The following is a 20,608-nucleotide window of genomic DNA, read 5'->3' on the forward strand; positions in this document are numbered from 1 at the left end:
TTTCATTTTAAAGCTTTCCCGGGGGAAAGACAACTTGCCGAAGCACGGGAGTTTTGTCCGTTCAAGGCAGTCATCTGAGCTGGGAAAGGGAGGGGCGGATGATGCGGGCTTTTGACCAAAGATGATACAATTGCAGCCTATTCGGCAGGGGGCCCAAAGGAAACAATGCGGGGCGGGGGCCATGTTTCTTATGAATATGAAGTAGGACCTGCTTCGGACGTGGTGGGAGAGCTTAGCTTAGGGCCTACCGCAACGAGGACGGGGGATTCAGCCGGGGGCTGGAGCCTGACATCCGCTGCACCGCCGCTTCCGTTATGGCCACAACTAGCGGCCCTGCAGGATTTGGCGCTGCTGCCTAGGTCGGATGGCGAGGAACTGATCTGCCTCTATAGTTGTTACCTATGAAGATGATAGATTTTATATCTTTGTCAGGGCGGGCCGAGGTGTGTTACAACTGAGATAATGACAACCATTAGGAGTTGAATCGCATGGCAGAAGTTAAGAAAATCGCCGTAATCGCAGGGGACGGTATCGGTCCTGAAGTGGTGGCGGAAGCAATCAAGGTTATGAAGAAAACCGAGGAAGTGTTCGGTCTTTCCTTCGAATTCGAGCACGGCCTCTTCGGCGGGATCGCGATCGACGAGAAGGGCACGCCGCTTCCTGAAGATACGCTCGAGATGTGCAAGAAGTCCGATGCCGTACTGCTCGGCGCGGTAGGTGGCCCGAAGTGGGATAACAATTCCAAAGAGCTTCGTCCGGAAACCGGCCTGCTCGGTATCCGCAAGGCGCTCGGCCTGTTCTCCAACATCCGTCCGGCGAACGTGTTCGACTGTCTCAAGGAAGCTTCCACGCTGAAGCCGGAAGTGCTTGAAGGCACGGACCTGATCGTCGTGCGTGAGCTCACGGGCGGCATCTACTTCGGCGAGAAGTTCCGCCGTGAAGGCGAGAACGGCCAGGAAGCCGTAGATACCTGCGTGTACAACGTAGCGGAGATCGAGCGGATCGTCCGCCAGGCCTTCGAGATTGCCCGCACGCGGAGCAAGCGTCTGGCATCCGTGGACAAGGCTAACGTGCTCGAGACCTCCCGTCTGTGGAGAGAAACGGTGAACCGTCTGGCTTCCGACTATCCGGATGTGGAAGTGGAGCATGTGCTCGTGGACAACTGTGCGATGCAGCTGCTGCGCCGTCCTTCCTCCTTCGACGTCATCGTGACCGAGAACATGTTCGGCGATATTCTCAGCGACGAAGCGGCGATGCTGACGGGCTCCATCGGCATGCTGTCCTCCGCCTCCCTCGGCGAAGGCGCGTTCGGCCTCTACGAGCCGGTGCACGGCTCTGCGCCGGACATTGCCGGCCAAGGCATCGCGAACCCGATCGCGACGATCCTGTCCGTTGCGCTCATGTACCGCCTGACGTTCGGCTATCATGAAGCGGCGGACGCGATTGAGCGTGCGGTGAAGGAAGTGCTCGACGCCGGTCACCGGACAGGCGATATCGCCGTCGACAAGGCTTCGGCACTCGGTACAACCGCCATGGGTGACCTGATCGTTAACGCAGTCCGTAAGTAAGGGTGACGCAGTATTCGTGCTGCGAACCGTTAACCAGGCAAGTGATTCACCCTCTATAGAAACAGCAGGAGTAACTCTTGAGAACGCAGGTTCTTAAGGGTTTTTCTGTTTACGGATAATTGTGTCAGAATTGTGCCAAATTATAATGATTATCAAAATAAAATGACTATAAGAATTGACTGGCATTCATGGATAGTGGTAGGATTTATAACGTGATCACCACATCGGTAAAACTTATATTCCAAGGAGGAATTTACTCATGACTCAACGTTTGGTTGGTAAAGCGGCTCCGGATTTCACTATGCAGACCGTATCCGGCGACGGTAAAGAATTCGGTCAAGTTTCCTTGGCCGATTACAAAGGCAAATGGCTCGTTCTGTTCTTCTACCCGCTCGACTTCACGTTCGTTTGCCCAACGGAAATCACGGCAATCAGCGATGCGGCTGCCCAGTTCAAAGAAGTAGACGCTGAGATCCTCGGCGTATCCGTGGACAGCATCCACTCCCACCGTGCTTGGATCAACACGCCTGTTGACCAGAACGGTCTCGGCCAGCTGAACTTCCCACTGGCTTCCGATATCACGAAGCAAGTTGCCCGTGACTACGGCGTACTGATCGAAGAAGAAGGCATCGCGCTTCGCGGTCTGTTCATCATCAATCCAGAAGGCGAGCTGCAGTACCAAGTGGTACACCACAACAACGTGGGCCGCAGCGTAGAAGAAACGCTCCGCGTTCTGGAAGCTCTGCAGTCCGGCGGCCTGTGCCCGATCGGCTGGAAGAAAGGCGACCAGCACCTGGTTGCGAAGTAAGACAAGCCTTCCCATATAGGTACCGATCTCCCTCGGCCTGCCCTTTTTTGAAAGGGGCGGGTCAGAGGGTTTTTGGCTTCAGGGATGGTTAAGAATCGAAGAGAAGGGAGCGGTGCCTCCATATGGATATCGTACCGGGTTTAAAATACAGTGAGACGCATGAATGGATTCGTGTCGAGGGCAATCGTGCGGTCATCGGCCTGACCGACTTCGCTCAGGAGGAGTTCGGGATGATCGTCTTCGTCGAGCTGCCGGAGCCGGGAGACGAACTGAAGGCGGGAGAGCCGGTCGGCAGCATGGAATCGGTTAAGACGGTGACGGAGATGTACGCACCGGTCAGCGGCAAGGTACTGGAGATCAATCCGAAGCTGACGGCCAATCCGAGCCTTATCAATATGTCGCCTTACGGCGACGGGTGGCTGCTCGTCGTGGAGATGAGCGATCCGGCCGAGCTGGAACGTCTCTGGGATGCGGACAAGTACGAACAAACCTATGTGCATGAATAAGCAGCAGCCTGACCCCGCGGTCGGGTTGTTTTTTTATATGATGGATGGATAACGGAATCGGCTGCCGAGGCAGCAAAATGCCCCTTTTTCAAGGTGATCTTGAAAAAGGGGCACTTTGCTTTATGGCGAAGATTCCGTCTAAACTCGGCTGCACCTTCACTTGCCGGAAGCGGCCAGCAGCTTGTTGTACTTCTCCGTGTACTTGACCACGCTGAGGACATAGGTCGCATGCGACCAGGTCAGCGGGGCGACAGACACCGGTCCTCCGTCGAACGGGTCAAGCTGCTCGGGGAGAACGCCGCTTTCCATGGCGTGCTTCACGACCCACTCGAGTGTCCGACGGGGCGACTCGAGATCATCGAGGGTCTTCGCGCATTCGATCTCCCATTCGGCAATCCACAGGGTACAGATGATCCAAGGATTGCCGGGGATGTTCCCGATGTCGGATGAGCGCTGGAAGTAATAGTCGTGATGGTAGCGGGCCACGCCTCCGATTTCCGTCTTGATGGTCAGGCCGCTGCGGTTCGCCTTCATCGTGGAGACGACGCGCGGATCGTCGGCCGGCAGCACGCCGAATTCGAAGATGCCGTAGACACTGCTCTCGAGCGTCTTATCCTGGGTCCATACGCCGCCGTCGAGGTACAGCCCGCGGACGAACCGGCCCTCTTCTTCGTCGTACAGATGCTTCAGGATGCCGGCCTTGATCTTCTCCGCCGTATGGCGGTACCGGCTCGAACGCTCCTCGTCGCCGAACAGGGAGCAGAAGTTTGCTGCAGCGATCAGGCCGCCGTATACGGCCGAGGCCGTGAAGGTGAAGATGCCGTAGCGCTCCTCCCACAGGTCGTAGCTCGGCTTCGGGAGGCCCAGGTCATGCTCCATGTAGCTGGACATGAACCTTGCCGCACGCCGGATCAAGGTCCGGTAGAGCGACTGAGGCAGCTCGATCACGCCGTGCCGTTCATAGTCCTGCCACAGGGCGAACAGCACGAGCGCCGTTTCGTCCTCCTGGATCGGCAGCTGCATGTTGCCGCCGTTGAGGTAGGGATGCCAGGACGAGCCGACCGTTCCGTCCGGGTTGTATTTGTGGTGCAGGTAGCCTTCGGGCGACAGGGCGTTCGCACAGAAGTGGAAGAACGGCGTAATCATGCCCTGGTAGCCGGCCATCGACATTGCATACGCGATCAGGGCGCCGTCCCGGGGCCACATGTAGCTGTAGTGGTCGCGGTTCGACTGCATGATGTCCGAGTCGTTGGCTGCGATAATCGCCCCGTTCACATCCGTCTGGGTCCGGACCATGAGCAGGCTTTTCTTGTAGAGACGGATGACCTCCTCCGGCAGATTGCCGTAGTCGCGGTGCGATTTGTTCACCCAGCGCTGCCAATAGATCTGAGTGCGGTCGAGCAGCTTGCCGGGATGGCTGTCTTTGACGTAGGCGTCGAGCTTCTTGACCTCCTCGAGGTTCTTGCCCGCCGTCATCCAGTAATACAGCGTTTCTTCCTGCATGGGCGGCACATGCATCCGCACGGAGACCGTGCTGTCCACCGAGCCCTGCGCGATGGCGTTGCCCATGAGATGGCCGTCTTCGGCGTCGCGCCAGGTGCCCTCGGCATTGTAGAAACGCTTCACGCCCGTCGTATATTGAAAGAGTCCTTCCGTTCCGGCCAGGCCGTTGAACATGAAGTACCGGTCTTTTTTATAATGAAACACGGTGTTGTTCTGAGGGTAATAGGCCGCCGTATCGCCGACTTCGGTCTCATTGATGACCAGGTCCTGGTTGAAGAACATGCGCACTTCGCGCACTTTGTCCCAATGGTTGAAGACCGAGATGCGCTTGAGATAGATGTCCTCCCGCTGGTGAACACCGTCGTTGATCACAAGCGAGATCCCGAGGTGGTAGTGTGAGGCCTTGACCAGTGTCACGAGCGAGTCCTCGACGTATGAAAGCTCGAAGCTCCAGTCCGGGTCCGACAGCCAGCTGAACGCGCCGTCCACCCACAGACCGACTCTGCATTGATAGCCGCCGATGTGGTTCAATTGCCCTACATAAGGATAATACAGGTCGCGCATGTACGTGCTGCGGTCCAGGTTGATCAAAAACTTCCCGTTTCCGATGACTAAATGTCTAGGCAATGGATCCACATCCTTTTCTATCGCGAATGCTTTCTCTTTCATAGAGTACCTTTTTATGACAATGGGGTCAATGTATGAAACCCATATGAAAACGTGCGGTATCAAGTTTATCAAGGCCGTCCGCGGAAGTGCGGACGTCAGGAATGCGGCCCGTAGTGATGCCTATTCTTCCACGCTTATCTGTTCCTATTAACCTACTATTGCCCCTCTGAAGAGAACTATACCGGCGAAAAAAAGAATCCCCGGTCCGTGAGCGGGGATTCAGGCGGGGAGCGGCGGCTTCCTCCCCGAACGCACCTCATCTGGTGACAGGATGTCTGAGAAAGCGGATGCCCGGCGGAACAGAGGGGGGCCGTCAGCCTTCGCGGAGAGAACCGTCCACAGCGGTCATCTTCATCACGAGGTCGTAGCGGTTGGGAGACTGCAGCAGGAGCTGGTATTGGTCGGGCTGCACGCCGCTGCAGGTATACGTCTGGCCGGTATGATACTGGATGTGCATTTGCGAAGCCTGGTCGTCGTACCTCACATAAGCAATCTGCTTGGAGGGGATCGGAATCAGCTTCATGAAGCCATCTCCTTCCGGGGACTCTGGAATTCTTCCGTACGTGCGCTAGGGCATGGCAAACAGGCAGGGCAGCGGGAACGAGCGCTTCCGCCTCCCCGGCAGCGGCAGAGGCCGCCCGCCGCGGTCGCCAGGTTACTATACCGTATGCTTACTGAAGAAAGTTTAGAATATCGTCCCGGTACCGGTCCAGCAGCTCGGCGGCATGGGCTTCATGCTCTCCTTGGGCGATGACATTGAAGCGGGGCTCGTCCGAATCGGGCAGCAGCAGCACCCAGCCGCCGTCATGATAAAACTTGATGCCGTCGATGAGATCGACCCGGCGTCCCTGTGTCCGCTCCATCATGCGCCGCATGACCTGTCCCTTGCGCTCCCAGGGGCAGCCGACCGTCTCCCGCTGCAGGTACACCGAAGGAATGAGCCCCAGAAGGCCGTGGAGCGCAGCACCGCTGCGGTGCAGGTTGCGGAGTACGAGGCCGGCGGCGAAGAACGCGTCATAGAGCGGGTGCAGCGCCATCGCTTCGGAGACCTCCATGATGCTGCGCAGGTTCTCTTTGGTGCGGACCACCCGGCAGCCGAGTCCGCTTGCAAGGCTCTCCAGCAGCTGGGGAGCGCTGACCGGCGCACCGATCGTGCTTCCCGGGTAGCTGTGGAAGAACGAGAGATACTGCAGCAGGGTGAGCCGGTCCCCGTCAACAGGTTCCCCCTCGGCGGTTACGAGGCCCATGCCGCGCCCGTCGCTGTCGACCCACAGTCCCAGGTCGGCCTCCAGGCGGGGCACCAGGGAGGCGAGCTGCCCGCGCTGCGCCGCCTCTGGCAGGTGCACGGCTTCGCAGGCCAGGGCCCGCAGCATCGGATGCAGCAGGCGGAACACGTCGGCCCGTGCCGCCACCGCCACCCGCAGGGGGGCCAGGCCGTCCGGCTGGCTCTCCAGGGCGGTGGAGCCGGCCACGGACTGGACATACAGCCCGCTGAGCGAATCATCCTCATGATAGGTGCCGACCGATTCATGCGGCGCTCTGCCGTAATCCTCCTGCCAGAAGGCATTATCGACTTTGCGTTCGGCGTTCTTCGTCAGCGGCAGTCCGGCGCCGTCGAAGCATTCGAAGATGCAGCGGGTGCCGTCTTCGCTGAGCCGGATATGGATGCCGCCGGCTGTGCTCAGCTGCCGGACGGCGAACCGGGCCACGGGCGGAAGCACCACGCCGAGGTCGATGACATGGACGCCGACCGAGCGGAATGCCGCGGTCGCGGCGTCCTTCATCACCTCCGCGAAGCCGTCCTCCGAGCTCGAGACCGTCAGCGCCCGGCCGGCCGCCAGTACGGAGCCGTAAGCGGTGGCGAAGCGGGCGGCGAACTCCGGCGTGATCTCCACGTTCGGGGTGCCCGATACGCTCCCCGAGCGGTACAGGGAGCTCCGCGCCGCGTCGCCCCAGATCAGCGAGGCATTCAGCTGCGTATTTTCCCCAATGCTTTTCTTGGGCCAGATCTTGACGCCGGGATGCACGACCGCCTTCGGGCCGATAATGCAGTGGCTGCCCACTACGCTGCCGTCCGACAGCCGGGCGGCTTCACGGCAGACGATGCGGGAGGCCAGCGTGGAGCCGAGCAGCTCGCTGCCTTCCGCAACCCGGTTGTGGTCCCACAGCACGGTGCGGGAGAGCACGGTGCCGCGCGCCACCTTGTTCCCTCGGCCGAGAATGCAGTATTCACCGATCTCCGCTCCGTCCTCGACCTCCGTCCCGTCTCCCAGATACGCCGGTCCGCGCAGCGAGGCGTCCGGAGAGACGGACACCGAGCCTTCCGCGAAGACGCCCGGAGCAATCTCACGGCCCCGGATACGCACCTTCGCCCGTCCGTCCAGCATATCGAACTGGGTCTGCCGGTACTGCTGGAGACTGCCGATATCCGACCAGTAGCCGTCCGCCACGTAGGCATACAGCGGCAGTCCTTCGCTGAGCAGGGAGGGGAAGAGCTGGTTGCTGAAGTCATATTCGATGCCGGCCCCGAAGCGGTCCAGCACCTCCGGCTCGAGAATATAGATGCCGGTATTCACCGTGTCGCTGAACACTTCCCCCCAGCCCGGCTTCTCCAGGAACCGGACCACCCGGCCGTCCTCTCCGGCCATGACCACCCCGTACTCCAGCGGATGCTCCACCGGGGTCAGCACCAGGGTGGCAAGCGCCCCTTTCTCCTTATGGAAGGCGACTGCCGCGGAGAGATCGAAATCCGTCAGGGCGTCGCCGCTGATCACCACGAACGGTTCGTCAAGAAACTCCTGCGCATTCTTGACGCTGCCGGCGGTGCCGAGGGGCGCAGTCTCCTCGAAATAATGCAGAGAGACCCCGTGGTCCTCTCCGTCCCCGAAGTAGTCCCGGATGACATCCGGCAGGTACTGGACCGTGACGGCGATCTTCCTGATCCCGTGCAGTTTGAGCAGCTCGATACTATATTCCATGCAGGGGCGTCCGGCCAGAGGCACCATGGGCTTCGGGACATGACAGGTCAGGGGGCGCAGCCTCGTCCCTTTGCCCCCCGCCATAATGACGGCTTTCATTTGCTAACACTCCCTTTACGGATTGGATGCCAGAGCCGCATCCGGCTCGGACGGCTCAGAAGGTTCGACCGGCCCGGAAGCGGCAGTACGGGTACCGGCCTTTACCGGCGTCTGGTAGTGGGTCAGACTGCGGTAAACCAGGGCGGTGTCGTCCGCGATCCGGTCCCACGTGTACGCAGCCTCCAGCTTGGCATATGCTTTGTCTGCCATACGGGCTCCAAGCTCCGGCTGAAGCAGCAGGTCACTGACATGCCAGGCGAGCGAATCCACATGGCCCGGCAGCGCCCGGTACCCGTCGACGCCGTGTTCGACCATATCGGCGAGGCCGCCGGTATCCGAGAGAACGATAGGGCACCTGTGCTTCATCGCTTCCAGCGCCACGATGCCGAACGGCTCATAGTGGCTCGGGATGACGCAGACGTCCGCCGCCCGGTAGAGCAGCTCCTTCGTCTCGTCATCGACGAAGCCCAGGAAGCACACCTTCTCGCCGAGGGGAGCGGCCAGCGCCCGCAGCTGATCTTCCATCGGGCCGGCACCGCCGATGAACAGCACGGCGTCCGGGGCGGCGGAGAGAATCGCGGGCATGGCGTGGATCAGCGTCTGCACGCCCTTCTCGAAGACCAGCCGCCCGAGGAAGAAGAGCACGCGCCGGCCTTCGGCGCCGAGCCGTTTTTTGGCGTCTGCTGCGTTGTTCTTCGAAGCTTCCGGTGCAACCTTGTCCAGCCGGATCCCGTTAGGGAAGACATAGAGCTTGTCGTCCGGCAGATGGAACAGTCCCTGCACCTCGCGCTTCATATAAGGGCTGCAGACGATCACCCGGTCGGCATCATAGGTCAGCCCTCCCTCCAAGCGGTGGATCGCTTCGGACAGGGGGGAGCCCAGGCGGCCGTGATGGCGCCCCCATTCGGTCGCATGGACGGTCGCGACCATCGGCAGGCCGTAGCTCATCTTGATCTCGCGGGCCGTGAGGTAGACCATCCAGTCATGGGCATGCAGCAGGTCGATTCGTCCGCCGTGTTCTTTCCAATTCACAAGATAATCGGTCATGGCCAGATTCATCTCGAAGGTCCAATGATAATAGTCGGTATCGTACGAGTGCTGTACCGGAACCCGGTGAATATACACGCCGTTGTTCCGTTCGAAATAAGGAGCTCCATAGTGCGAGCTGGTGATGACATGCACGACCTCCCCTTGGGCGGCCAAAGCCTCCGACAGGTCGCATACGGCGCGGGAGAGCCCGCCGACCGACTTCGGCGGATATTCCCAGGCAAGCATGAAGATGTTCGGCCGGCGGGCGGTGTCTGCAAGGAGCTCCTGCCACTGCCCGGGATCCGGGATCAGCGGGTTGGGCGACGTGCGGCAGATGCTGGCGTAGTCGCGGTAATCGATCCCCGGGAAGGGGTTGTCCTTCTTCTCGAGCTCGGCCACGTAGGCTTCGTCCAGGTGTCCGGCTTCAATCCCGTCACACAGGAGATGAAAGCAGCCGAGATGATCCTTGATCCGGCGGCAGGCATACTCGACCATGGTCTTCGAATCCATGATGAACGCCCAGTCACTGCTCTGCGCCAGCATCAGCTCGCGGGCCGCCTGGTTCAGCGCCCGCTTCAGGAGCCCGGCGCTGAGGCCTCTGCGGCTCTCCAAGTGCTCGTGCCACGTGGCCAGCTTCACCATCCGCAGCTCCGCCTCGTGCAGGTGGGGATAGATCCAGTCATTGGCCCCCTGCAGCCAGACTTCCGCCGTGGAGCCGCGGCCCCAGCTCGATTCGCTCAGCTTGCCGGTATCGGCCATGGGATACTCCTTAAGATAGCCCGAGGGCGTAATGAGGGCGAGCTCGTGCTGGTCGTGGTAGATTTTGCGGCAGAGCATCTCGATCCACAGCGGCCCCTCGTACCACCAGTGGCCGAACAATTCGGCGTCATAGGGGGAGACGATGATCGGACGCCGGTCCAGATGGGCATACCCATGCTCCGCCTGCTTCTGGCGGTGGAACAGAAAGTTGCCGGCGTGCTCGGCGGCCCGCTCCCGGGCCCAGTCGATATCCAGGTAATATTCGCGGTAGTTGGAATCGCCCGGATACCCGTTCTGCGAGCTCCACACCTGTTGGGACGTTTCGGGATCCCGCGGGAAGGCCGTTACCCCGTACGGCGTCATCAGCGGCGCATAGAGCTCCCGGTTCGGCCGCGGGGTGGCATAAGCCACCGCCGAGGAGTCCGAGATGAAGAAGTCGATGCCGCAGCTCTTCAGGATCCGGTCGATGCCGGGGGTGAAGCCGCACTCCGGCAGCCAGATGCCCCGGGGTCTGCGCCCGAAGTGGCGCTCGTAATCCCGAACGGCGGTCAGGAGCTGGGCGCGGATCGCTTCCTCGGTCTTCATCAGCGGCAGGAAGCCGTGGGTGGCCGCGCAGGTGAGGATCTCGATCTTGCCGAGATCCTGATACTCTTTTAAGAGCGGGATAAGATTGCGGCCGGTGTGCTCATAGACCCGCTTCAGGGTCCGGAACCGGTCCGCATACATCCGGGCGAGCGGAAGCAGGCGAGGGTCCTCCTGCAGCCGGACCTTCTCCTGATCGGCGAGCTCGATCAGCTTGTCGAGATGGTCGGCGTACCGCTGCTGCATCAGCGGATCCTCCCACAGCGACAGCAGGGTAGGGGTCATGGAGAAGGTCAGACGGAAGTCGACCCCGTCCGTACGCAGGCGGTCGAACATTTCGATGAGCGGCAGGTAGGTCCCTGTCATCGCTTCATGGAACCAGTGTTCCCCGAGATAACCATCCTTGTCATCATGGCGGATATAAGGCAGATGGGCATGCAGAACCAAGGCCAGATAGCCCTTCAGCTCAGGCTTCGGCTTGACTCGGTTGATCATAAACGCATGACCTCATTTCATACAGTTGGAGTAAGCGTTGAAGTTCTCAAAGTCGTGCGGCCGGATATCCGTATGAATCACCCCGGGCTCGCGGACTTCAGGGACGGTGGAGACGAGCGGGGCTCCCCATCCGGCGATGCTGTCTCTGGGCGTCATGACGGCATTGGACCGCAGAAGAGGGACAAACTGGCCCTCCGGTGTAGAGATGCCGAAGTCGGCCATGTACGTGGTACCGGCTTGGACCCCGTGGATATACCATGAGGAGGCTTCCAGCGCCGTTCCGAGCTCCCGGAACCCGTTCGCATTGTGTCCGTTGAAATAAAGAGCGGTGACATCATAGACCCGCAGTGCCTTGGGGAGTGCCCCGTAATCGCAGGCGAAATGCTGCGAGCAGAGCCAGCGCTTGCGGTTGCTTACTTCCCAGTACGTGAAGAGGGTATGCGGCCCCTGTACGAGCAGCTGCAATCGGTCATGATGGTACCTCTCCGGCAGTTCAAAGCCTGAAACAGGCATGGAGTTCACTGGAGGTCCTCCTTATTCCTTCCGTCCGGGGAAGGCCATCCGAATGAATAACGGTCCCTTACAGAATTAGCAAGGTCATGGCAATTTATACAGGAGATGCACCTCTCTTCTAAGGCCAGATGGGACGCCGAATGGGCTGCAGCGCAGGAAGAAGTCCCGGAAAATTGGGACGACAGCACTCCATGTGGTCGGTTTTTCCAGACCCAATGTTGGCATAAAAAGAGGATTTATGGTGCGGGAAGTCGAATACGTGTGACGGTGCCCAGCTTCGGCGGGATTCTATCCAGAATCTAGAGCCGTGTTTCCTCTGAAAGAACCTACAGGATTGTCCGATATAAAGAGTGAGAGCGATACGGGAAGCGGGAACAGCGGAAGGCTGTTTGCCGGTGCCGGGACGGACTTCACGGAGTCCGCCAGAGTTCGCACAAAATCCAACTAATCGATCAGGGGACTTCAGGCGGGAGCATGACGCTTCTCCTGATGGTGACCTGTCATAGAAGAACAGGGGGCAATATCGATGAGTTTCTGCTGTGGCGCCAGTATGCTTGGAACGAAGGGGACGCTGAAGCACATCCGGACCCAAATTCACAATGTACCGCTGTTATTCTGCCCGGTATGCCATCGTGTGGAGGTACATCATCTGGTAGAGAACGAATATGAGATTCTGGCCGAATACGCGCATGGCGACGGGGCGCCGGAAGTTGACTTTCACGAGTATGTGGAACAGAGGGACCAAACGGAGCTGTACGAAAACTGCGTCAACCATGAGAATGAGGATCCGCTCGAGGTGGTTCGCAGCCAGATCGATATGGCCCTGGACCTGCTCACCGTAGCCAAGGAAATCGGCGATACGGAGTGGGAGGAGCAGCTCAAGAAGAGATTGAACGTGCTGAGCCAGCGGCGCAGCCGATTGAAGAACAAGAAAACCATGCGGGGCCTTTCTTAAGGTTCCCGCTTGGGACCTGATATATGTCCTTTCCGATCGCCTGTCTGTGGGGCGGACGGGCAGCGGCCCAGAAGGGGCTCTGCACGTCCGTCCGCTCTGCGCTTCCGGAGCATTCATGACAGCCATGCTGCTCCGCCCGCGCATTCAGCGGCCCCGCTCTGTCCAGACAAGCGGCCGGAAGGGACATTTTTGCAGTCGGGGATATCCCCGCAAGAAACGCATGAGACACGCCATCAAGGCCGCGCCTTCCTGCAGGAGAACGACGCCAGCAGGGCAGAAGAAGGCGGCGACCGGCCCAGGTGGAGGACGGCTTGTCCAGGCTTTAAAATATTGGCCGTGCCCCGCCCGCTGACCCCCGTAATCCACATCGGGCCAGCGAAAATCTGTAGTGTGAGGTGGAACGATTGCTGCTCGTTTTATTCAAGAAATTCTTAGGAAAACGCCAGTCTCACCACCCGGAACCCGCGGATACACCGGAGGAAATCGTCATTCGCATTCAAGAGGGTGATTTGCGCCTGCGCAACCAGTTCATCACGGATTATCAGCCGTATGTTGCGAAGGTAACCAGTCGATTCTGTAAACGCTACGTGGACCCGTCCAGAGACGATGAATTCAGCATCGCGCTCAGCGCGTTCAACGAAGCGATCAATCAATTCTCTCCGCAGGCCGGGCGTTCGTTCCTCGGATTTGCGGAGCAGGTCATGCGCCGCAGGCTGATTGACTATGTCCGCAAGGAACAGCGGTTCTCCCAGCAGCTCCCGTACAGTGCCTTCGAAGTGGAGGATGAGGAAGACAACGTCGTCAATCCCGTGGAGGTACACCAGGCGATCGAGCAGTACGAGAAGCAGCGGGGCATGGAAGAGCGTCGCGGCGAGATTATGGATCTGAACCGGGCTCTCTCCGAATTCGGCATCCAGTTCGCAGATCTCGTCGACGCTTCTCCGAAGCACGACGATTCCCGGCAGGCCCTGTTCGGCATTGCGAAGAAGCTGTCGGCGGATACCGAGCTGATGCGGCTCATGCTTACGAAGCGGATGCTGCCGATCAAGGAGCTGCTCGATATCGTGTCCGTATCGCGAAAGACGCTGGAACGCAACCGGAAGTTCATTATTGCCGTTGCGCTGGTTTATCACGGACCGTTCCCGTACCTGAGAGATTACCTGCACATCAAAGACGAAGAAGAAGGGGGGGACGCACATTGAATAAAGGAATCGTGATGGAGATTACGGGGAATGACCTTATCGTCATGCGCCGGGACGGCAAGTTCGACCGCGTGCCGCGCCGCGGACGCTCCTGTGAGATAGGCGAAGAGATTGTGTACGCTGAAGAGAAAAGCCGGGGCTGGCTCAGGCCTTCGGTGGCTGCCCGTTCGGCGATGGCCGCCGCAGTGATCTTCTGTATCGTACTCTTTGCCTCCTGGGGCGGCAAGCTCAGCGGCCCGAGTGTGGTGGCTTACGTATCGATGGATATTAATCCGAGCGTGGAGATGGGCATCGATAAGCAAGAGAACGTGCTGGAGCTCCGCGGGCTTAACGACGACGGCACCCAGTTGATTCAAGGGCTCGAGTACGAGGGCAAACCGCTGAGCAGCGTAACGGAAGCGCTGCTGGAACAGGCGGAAGGCAAGGTGCTGGCCCGGGGGGAAGCCGAGATCGTGATCGCTTCCACGGTGGTCGATGCTGACGCGGCCGTGGAGGATACGGCGATCGCGGAGAAGGTCAAGGAGCAGGTAACGAAGCACATTGAGGCTGTCCATCCGGAGCAGACCCAGTCCTACCAGGTCGCTGCCTTCGCCGCACCTCAGGAAGTGCGGGAAGCCGCCGAGAAGAACGGGGTCTCGACAGGCAAATACACCGTCTATCTCAATGCCAAGAATCAAGGGACGGATGTTACGATCGATGAACTGAAACAAAAATCCGTGCTGACCATCTCGAAGGAGAAGCCGGAGGTGGCCGAGTTCATCAAGCCGGAACGTCTGCCGACCAAAGCGGATATGAAGAAGCTGGTGGAGGAAGAGAGGACGGGTCAGCTCGATAAGAAGCTGAAGGAGAAGAAGAGCGGCTCGAATTCGAATGCCAAGAACACCGGCACTTCGGCCAAGACCGTAACGGATGACAAGGACGACGAGAAGAAGAACGCGGTGAAGAAGCCGGAATCGTCAGGTTCTTCGGGCAGTTCGAATGCCAAGCCGAAGAATACCGAACCGGAAGATGAGAAGAGGAACAGCGGCTCTAAGAACGGGGCCGGCTCTTCTTCAGGCAAGCCCGGTGCCAAGCAGAACGGCAAAGAGGAAGACGAGAAGGAAACAAGCGGCAGCAGCAAATCGGACGCGAAGAAGGAAGAGGAACGCCGGAAGGAAGAAGCCGCGCGTTCCGAGGAATTGAAGAAGAAGCAGGATGAGCAGAGCAAGAAAGCGGAAGAGGCCCGCGAGAAAGCGGCCGAAGCGCTGAAGAAGCAGCAGGAAGAAGCACGCAAGGAGTTCGAGAAAAAGAAAGAAGAGCTCAAGAAGCAGGAAGAGCAGAAGAAGAAAGAAGAGCAGCAAAAAAAGGAAGAGCAGAACAAAAAGAACGAGGAAAAGGACAGCAAGAAGAAGGAAGAAGAGGGAAAGAACGAGGATTCCAAGAAAGAGAAAGAGAAAGAAAAAGAGAAAGAGGAATCAAAGAAAACCAGCATGAGCCTGTCCGAGCGGCTGAATCTCTTGTTGGGCAGGTAAGGAAGAACGGATTCCTACGGCTTGGACGATCAGCCCGGATGCAGGACGGCTCGAGCCCCGGTAGAAAGGCGAAACCGCTCCGGGCGTCCCTCTGATTCTAATATTTTGACGGCTTGTCGTGTCGATGCTTCAAGTGCTTCGATACCTCATACCCCCTCCTTAGCCCTGTACAGGGCCAAGGAGGTTTAATTTTTATTGAAAGCGATTTCAAAAATGATGATATTATTCGTCCTGAAGTAGATGTAGGCCTATGATAAAATAATTAGGAAGACATATGCGGATGGGCAGGCTGTTCGGGAAAAGGAGAGATCGCTGATGTATATCGTGCATTCCATGGTTGAGGTGCCGGAAGGAAAGGCCGACGAGGTGATCGGGCTGTACCGCAAGAGATCACGGCTTGTAGATCAGGCTCCGGGATTCGTTGGATTCCAGCTCTGGCAAAATGAGGTGAGGCCAGGCGAGCTGACCGTGCATATGCAGTGGGAAAATAAAGAGAGCTATGTGGCATGGGTCACAAGCGATGACTTCAAACGGATCCATGAGCTCGAGAAAAAGTATCCGGATCAGGAGCTCGCTTCGATCAAACCGGTCGTCCGGCGCTTTGAGGTCGTAGCGGAGTGAAGGCGGTGTTCGAACGGCTGATTGATGAGGTTACGTCAGCGCTCTACGAGAAAGATCCGGGTCTGCTGGAGAGGTACGGCGAGAGAGGCAGGGCCAAATGCAGGGAAGATAACGAGCATCATTTTCGTCATTTGGAGACCGCCTGCCTGATGAAGGACAAGACGATCTTCACGGATTATGCCGTCTGGCTGAGCGGTATTCTCATCCGGCATGGGTTGACGCCCGGGCATCTTATCGATAATTTCAAGGAGATTGATGCCGCGCTGCAGCGGGCGCAGGAGCTTCCGGCAGAGATCCGCGAGGGCTACGGCCTCCTGCTCGATGCTGCGATCCACCGCCTGGAGCAGCCTGAGCAGCAGGCGTAGGAGAGGGCTGAGGATGCGGGCCCCGGTCCAGCAGGCCGGTATTTCCGTCCCTAACGGAAGCACCGGCCTCCCGGGCCTATTCGAACGAGCGGCGGGCCGGCCAGGAACCGCGGAGCTTGCGGATGAGCACAATCTGCCCGGTATGGTAAGCATCATGGAGCGTCAGCGCTTTGACCCATAAGTCAAGCGGCTTGCCCGGGGTGCGGTTCTCCCAATCCCCGTCGGTGAGGGAGGCGAGTTCCTGCCGGATGGCGGTGTGCACGTCTTCGATTCTCCGGAAGACGGCTTCCCATGACGACTCGCCGGAGGTCTCCGGCTGAAAGGTATCGTCGTTGGTTAGGCCATCGGGATATTCCGTCTCTTCCCCCGTCAGACGTTTCAGCAGACGCTCTTTGTAGAACAGCAGGTGTTCGAGATTCTCGCGGATCGTATTCGCCGCCGCGCCTTCGGGCCGCCAGGAAGCTTCTTCTTCCGTCATGTCCTTGAGCACATCGCGTAGAGGCGGATACCAATCCTCCCGGTCGATGCAGTGATCCCATCCGTGAAGCAGCAGTTCGGACTTGTTCATGCACTGTACCTCCTTGGCTAATGGAAGATTGAAGGATAAGGAATCCATGGGGCATGTAACTTGCCATACGAGTTACGAGCGTTACAGGTGCAGTTTACCATAAGGTGGAAGAGGCTTCAAGTAACTATCGTTATTTATTTTTGATTGTTACAATGTAAGAGTGGTACATCATGAGCACACGGGGATGAAGGCAATGCTATGGGATGATTTTTTGAACAGCGAGTGGCATGACTGGCGGGGCAGCGGGAGAAGCGAGGACCGGCTGGAGCAGCCGGAGTGGATCCGGCAGTGGCTGGACGGGCACGGGTTGGCGGGGGTATCGCTCCCGGACCCGGAGGAGCTGGCGGCTCTCAAAGGGCTGCGGAGCCTGATGCAGAGCATAGTCAAAGCGCTGTCGGCCGGAGAACCGGTTTCCGCCCCTTTACTCGATGACCTCAACCGGGTACTGGCGGGCGGTCCGGTGTTCCGGCGGCTCATGCACAGCGGGGGGCGGTATGTGCTGGAGCTCGATGCACAGCACTCCACATGGCCCTCTGTTAGGGCGGAGACGGCGGCTTCGCTTGCCCGGACGCTGGCCGAAGGCGATCCTGCGCGGATCCGGATCTGCGAGAACCGGGACTGCCTGTGGGTTTATTACGACGATACGCGCAACCGTTCCAAACGGTACTGCGATGACAAGCTGTGCGGGAATCTCATGAAGGTGCGACGGTTCCGGGCGAAGAAGAAGGCGCAAGCCCGGGAGCAGGAACGGGAGTAAACAGGGAAGGCGAAGAGAGAGCCGGGGGCCTGGCCGCCGGGGAGGCTGTGGAGCCGCTTGGGCGGCCATTATTGATCGTGAGGACGGCTGGATTGCATACAAGTGAGAATGCCGGTATGAGTAACGAAAAGATCAGTGAGAATCTGATCCGCCGAGAGCCTAAGGGTTCCTGAGGAAGGCTCGTCCGCTCTGGGTAAGTCGGGACCTAACGCTGCGGAGGTAAAACACTGATTGGGTACGGGGCCCGCCAAGAGCGCTGCACCGGTGCGTGGAAAGGCTCCGTCTGTTTTTTTGGCATGGATTGGACTATAATGAGGTCAAGAGTGCACGGGCACATGCAAGCGGAGAGAAAAGGAGCGTTGTCTACATGCGTTACACGATGTTCGGGAACACGGGCTGGCGTGTATCCTCCCTCGGATTCGGGGCGATGAATCTGCCCGGCGTGCCGCTGGAGCAGGCCAGAGAGACACTGAACTATGCGCTGGACCACGGCATTAATTATATCGATACGGCGGCGGGCTACCGCAACAGCGAAGAGATTATCGGCGAGTGCATCTCGCACCGGCGTTCGGAATATTTCCTCGCGACGAAGACGGCGAAGCGGGACTACGCCGGGGCCATGGAAGAGATCGAGCGCAGCTTGACCCGTATGCGGACGGATGTCATTGATCTTTTGCAGATTCATTATGTCAACACAGTTCAGGATTTTAAAGCGGCAATGGGCGAGAATGGGGCTTACCAGGCCGCACTCGAGATGAAACGCAAGGGACACATTCGGTTCATTGGTCTTACGGGACACCGGCCGGATCTGCTCACCAAGTGGATTGCGAAGGGCCAGTTCGATCAGGTGCTGTTCCACCTCAGCCTCGTTCAGCCGTTCGCTCTGGACGAATTGATCCCGGAGCTCATCCGGCAGAATATGGGGCGGACAGCGATGAAACCGCTCTCTGGGGGATTCGTGCAGCCGGTCTCGAAGGCGATCCGGTACCCGTACAGCCAGGACGTACATACGACGATCTCGGGTATGGTTTCCGTCGAAGAAGTGAAGGAGAACCTAGCGGCGATGGAAGCGGAGATCGGTGAAGCGGAGAAAATGGAGCTGGAGGTGCTGGCCCGGGAGCTCGGCAGCCACAACTGCCGCCGGTGCAACTACTGCTCCTGTCCGGTGGATGTGAAGATTCCGGACGTGATGATCTCAAGCCAGGTGCGGCGCACCTTCGGCCTGCTTCCGAAGGGCAATGAATTCTATGAGCAGCAGCAGGGTCCGATTACCTCCTGTGCGGAGCATGAACCCTGTAAGGAGAAGCCGCTCTGCGAGCAGCAGTGCCCGTACCACCTGCCGATCCAGCAGATGGTAACGGAGGCGTCCCTTCTCTACGGCAAGCCGGTCCTGCCTAAGTCCTCATAAAGGAGGCGGTGACGGGGCATACGAACCAATGACTACAGCAAAGGTCCCGTCAGCTGACGCAGGGGCCGAGGAGGAATGGCATGCAGCAGCAGGAGCTGAATCGAATGGTTGCACAGAAGCTTGATCTGAAGATCCGGATTCTCCCGGATGAAGCAAGCCTGGCAGGAGATGCAGACGGGGAAGGGCAGGACACGGGCTCGGCCCGGATGCTCTTCCTGGCGCAGGGAGAAAGAGAAGCGCTGGCACAGGCGGCCGCAGACGAAGGCCTGCCGGAGGCGCTGCAGCGCGAGATCCGCTCGCTGGCGGCGCGCGGGGTGTTCACAGGCCGCCTGGGCGAGACGGCGGCCCTGCCGACCCTGGGCCTGATGCCGGGCTATCAGGCCGTGCTGCTCTGCGGGCTGGGCGAAGCCGCCCGCATTGAGGGCTCCGACGCCTGGCGCGACGCAGGCGTCTACGCGGTCCGCGCCGCGCACGGGCAGGGCCTCGTGCGCCTCGCGGCGCCGCTGCCGCGCGCCGGGCGCGCGGTCTGCCGCCGGCGCACGCAGGCGCTGGCGGAGGGGCTCTGGCTCGGCGCGTACCGCATGCCGAGCTATGCGCGCGGCAGCGGGGCGCCGCAGCCGCCGTCGCTGCGGGAGGTCGTCCTGTTCGCCGGGACGGCCTCCGAAGCGGACGCGCCCGCCGGGCTGGAGCCCGCGCTTGGCGCCGCAAGGGCGAAGGCGCTGGCGGTGTATGCCGCGCGCGACCTGACCAACCTGCCCGGCAACTATCTCGTGCCGGACACGCTGGCTGGAGTGGCTCAGGGCCTCGCCGCCCGCTACGGGCTCGAATGCACGGTGCTCGATGAGCGTGCGATCGTAGAGCACGGCATGGGCGGGCTCGCCGGCGTAGGCGCGGGCAGCGCCAACCCACCGCGCATGGTAGCTGTGCGGGTTCGCGGTACGGCCGGAGGCGGAGAAGTGCTCGGGCTCGTCGGCAAGGGCATTACCTTCGACACCGGCGGCATCTCGCTGAAGAAGCCGGAGGGCATGGAAGAGATGATCAGCGATATGGGCGGGGCGGCCGTGCTGCTCGGCCTGCTCCATATGCTGGGGGCTCAGCCGCCGCGGGAGGACATCGTGATCGTCATCCCCTGCGCCGAGAACATGCCGTCCGGCACGGCATTCAAGCCTGGCGATATCCTGACCGTAATGAACGGCCAGACGATCGAGGTGCTCAACACGGATGCGGAAGGCCGGGTGGTCCTGGCGGACGGCGTACTGTACGCCAAGCAGCTCGGTGCGACGCGGCTGATCGATGTCGCGACCCTGACGGGCTCCGTGCTTATGAGCTTCGCCGATGTGGCTACAGGAGCCGTTGCCAACGACGACGGGCTGCTCGGTGAGGTGCTTGCGGCGGCCAAGCGGGCCGGGGAGAAGGTATGGCCCCTGCCGAATTATCCGGAGTATCATGAGATGCTTCGCAGCTCGGTCGCCGATATCAAGAATTCGCCGTCGAAGGACCGCTGGGCGGGCTGCATCACAGCCGGTCTGTTCATCGGGTACTTTGCAGGCGAGACCCCTTGGGTTCACCTCGATACGGGCGGTACGGCCTGGCTGTGGAGCCCGCGGGGGACCGAACCTATCGGAGGGACCGGTGCCATGGTGCGGACCCTGGCCGAATACATCTACCGGGAGGCTTAGGAGGGGATGTACGCGGCGGAACGGTTCTGCGGC

17 protein-coding genes are annotated in these 20,608 nt (G+C 59.8%); 11 read left to right on the forward strand and 6 right to left on the reverse strand.

Annotation, left to right across the window (positions count from 1 at the left end):
• Window positions 1-488 precede the first annotated feature (488 nt).
• The 3 genes from leuB (at window position 489) to gcvH (ending at window position 2,882) form a co-directional block, all read left to right on the forward strand.
• Window positions 489-1,568 carry a 3-isopropylmalate dehydrogenase gene (leuB, locus tag ACP26L_RS03830; RefSeq protein ID WP_426451215.1) on the forward strand — a complete coding sequence of 360 codons (1,080 nt, stop codon included), beginning with the start codon at window positions 489-491 and terminating at the stop codon, window positions 1,566-1,568.
• Window positions 1,569-1,827: 259 nt separating this feature from the next.
• Complete coding sequence (locus ACP26L_RS03835; RefSeq protein ID WP_426451217.1) at window positions 1,828-2,376, forward strand: peroxiredoxin; 549 nt, start codon at window positions 1,828-1,830, stop codon at window positions 2,374-2,376.
• A 122-nt stretch (window positions 2,377-2,498) separates the two neighbouring features.
• Window positions 2,499-2,882 (forward strand): glycine cleavage system protein GcvH, encoded by a 384-nt coding sequence (gene gcvH / locus ACP26L_RS03840; RefSeq protein WP_426451219.1) that lies wholly within the window; start codon window positions 2,499-2,501, stop codon window positions 2,880-2,882.
• Window positions 2,883-3,038: 156 nt separating this feature from the next.
• Here gcvH and ACP26L_RS03845 read toward each other — a convergent pair whose 3' ends face one another.
• The 5 genes from ACP26L_RS03845 to ACP26L_RS03865 form a co-directional block, all read right to left on the reverse strand.
• Entirely contained in the window at window positions 3,039-5,012 is a 1,974-nt protein-coding gene (locus ACP26L_RS03845; RefSeq protein WP_426451221.1) for a glycoside hydrolase family 15 protein, read from the reverse strand.
• Window positions 5,013-5,367: 355 nt separating this feature from the next.
• On the reverse strand, window positions 5,368-5,577 hold the full coding sequence (locus tag ACP26L_RS03850) for a KTSC domain-containing protein (protein ID WP_426451223.1): 210 nt from the start codon (window positions 5,575-5,577) through the stop codon (window positions 5,368-5,370).
• Window positions 5,578-5,725: 148 nt separating this feature from the next.
• Window positions 5,726-8,131: a sugar phosphate nucleotidyltransferase gene (locus ACP26L_RS03855; protein ID WP_426451225.1), complete on the reverse strand. Its 2,406-nt coding sequence runs from the start codon at window positions 8,129-8,131 to the stop codon at window positions 5,726-5,728.
• A gap of 15 nt (window positions 8,132-8,146) precedes the next feature.
• On the reverse strand, window positions 8,147-10,996 hold the full coding sequence (locus ACP26L_RS03860) for a 1,4-alpha-glucan branching protein domain-containing protein (protein WP_426451227.1): 2,850 nt from the start codon (window positions 10,994-10,996) through the stop codon (window positions 8,147-8,149).
• A gap of 12 nt (window positions 10,997-11,008) precedes the next feature.
• On the reverse strand, window positions 11,009-11,509 hold the full coding sequence (locus ACP26L_RS03865; RefSeq protein ID WP_426454802.1) for a DUF4912 domain-containing protein: 501 nt from the start codon (window positions 11,507-11,509) through the stop codon (window positions 11,009-11,011).
• A 526-nt stretch (window positions 11,510-12,035) separates the two neighbouring features.
• Between ACP26L_RS03865 and ACP26L_RS03870 the strand changes: the two genes are divergently transcribed.
• From ACP26L_RS03870 to ACP26L_RS03890, 5 genes are all read left to right on the forward strand, one after another.
• Window positions 12,036-12,464, forward strand: a complete 429-nt coding sequence (locus tag ACP26L_RS03870; protein ID WP_426451229.1) for a hypothetical protein — start codon at window positions 12,036-12,038, stop codon at window positions 12,462-12,464.
• Between the two features lie 404 nt (window positions 12,465-12,868).
• A complete protein-coding gene (sigI, locus tag ACP26L_RS03875; RefSeq protein WP_426451231.1) occupies window positions 12,869-13,666 on the forward strand; it encodes an RNA polymerase sigma factor SigI in 798 nt (265 codons plus the stop codon).
• The gene (locus ACP26L_RS03880; RefSeq protein WP_426451233.1) at window positions 13,663-15,177 is read left to right on the forward strand and encodes an anti-sigma-I factor RsgI family protein; all 1,515 of its coding nucleotides are present in this window, start codon (window positions 13,663-13,665) and stop codon (window positions 15,175-15,177) included. The genes sigI and ACP26L_RS03880 overlap by 4 nt, the downstream gene beginning before the upstream one ends.
• A gap of 315 nt (window positions 15,178-15,492) precedes the next feature.
• Complete coding sequence (locus ACP26L_RS03885; protein WP_426451235.1) at window positions 15,493-15,798, forward strand: antibiotic biosynthesis monooxygenase family protein; 306 nt, start codon at window positions 15,493-15,495, stop codon at window positions 15,796-15,798.
• Between the two features lie 5 nt (window positions 15,799-15,803).
• Entirely contained in the window at window positions 15,804-16,163 is a 360-nt protein-coding gene (locus tag ACP26L_RS03890) for a hypothetical protein (RefSeq protein WP_426451237.1), read from the forward strand.
• A 76-nt stretch (window positions 16,164-16,239) separates the two neighbouring features.
• Here ACP26L_RS03890 and ACP26L_RS03895 read toward each other — a convergent pair whose 3' ends face one another.
• Complete coding sequence (locus ACP26L_RS03895; protein ID WP_426451239.1) at window positions 16,240-16,731, reverse strand: DinB family protein; 492 nt, start codon at window positions 16,729-16,731, stop codon at window positions 16,240-16,242.
• A 193-nt stretch (window positions 16,732-16,924) separates the two neighbouring features.
• Between ACP26L_RS03895 and ACP26L_RS03900 the strand changes: the two genes are divergently transcribed.
• The 3 genes from ACP26L_RS03900 to ACP26L_RS03910 all read left to right on the forward strand — a co-directional run bounded on the left by ACP26L_RS03900 (window position 16,925) and on the right by ACP26L_RS03910 (window position 20,575).
• Window positions 16,925-17,488, forward strand: coding sequence for a CGNR zinc finger domain-containing protein (locus ACP26L_RS03900; RefSeq protein ID WP_426454804.1), 564 nt, complete (start codon window positions 16,925-16,927; stop codon window positions 17,486-17,488).
• A gap of 367 nt (window positions 17,489-17,855) precedes the next feature.
• Complete coding sequence (locus tag ACP26L_RS03905) at window positions 17,856-18,896, forward strand: aldo/keto reductase (RefSeq protein ID WP_426451241.1); 1,041 nt, start codon at window positions 17,856-17,858, stop codon at window positions 18,894-18,896.
• 80 nt (window positions 18,897-18,976) lie between these two features.
• Window positions 18,977-20,575 carry a leucyl aminopeptidase gene (locus ACP26L_RS03910; protein ID WP_426451243.1) on the forward strand — a complete coding sequence of 533 codons (1,599 nt, stop codon included), beginning with the start codon at window positions 18,977-18,979 and terminating at the stop codon, window positions 20,573-20,575.
• Window positions 20,576-20,608: the final 33 nt, after the last annotated feature.

The organism is Paenibacillus sp. S-38 (assembly GCF_049942825.1).
In the GTDB taxonomy this organism is placed as follows: Bacteria; Bacillota; Bacilli; order Paenibacillales; family NBRC-103111; genus Paenibacillus_G.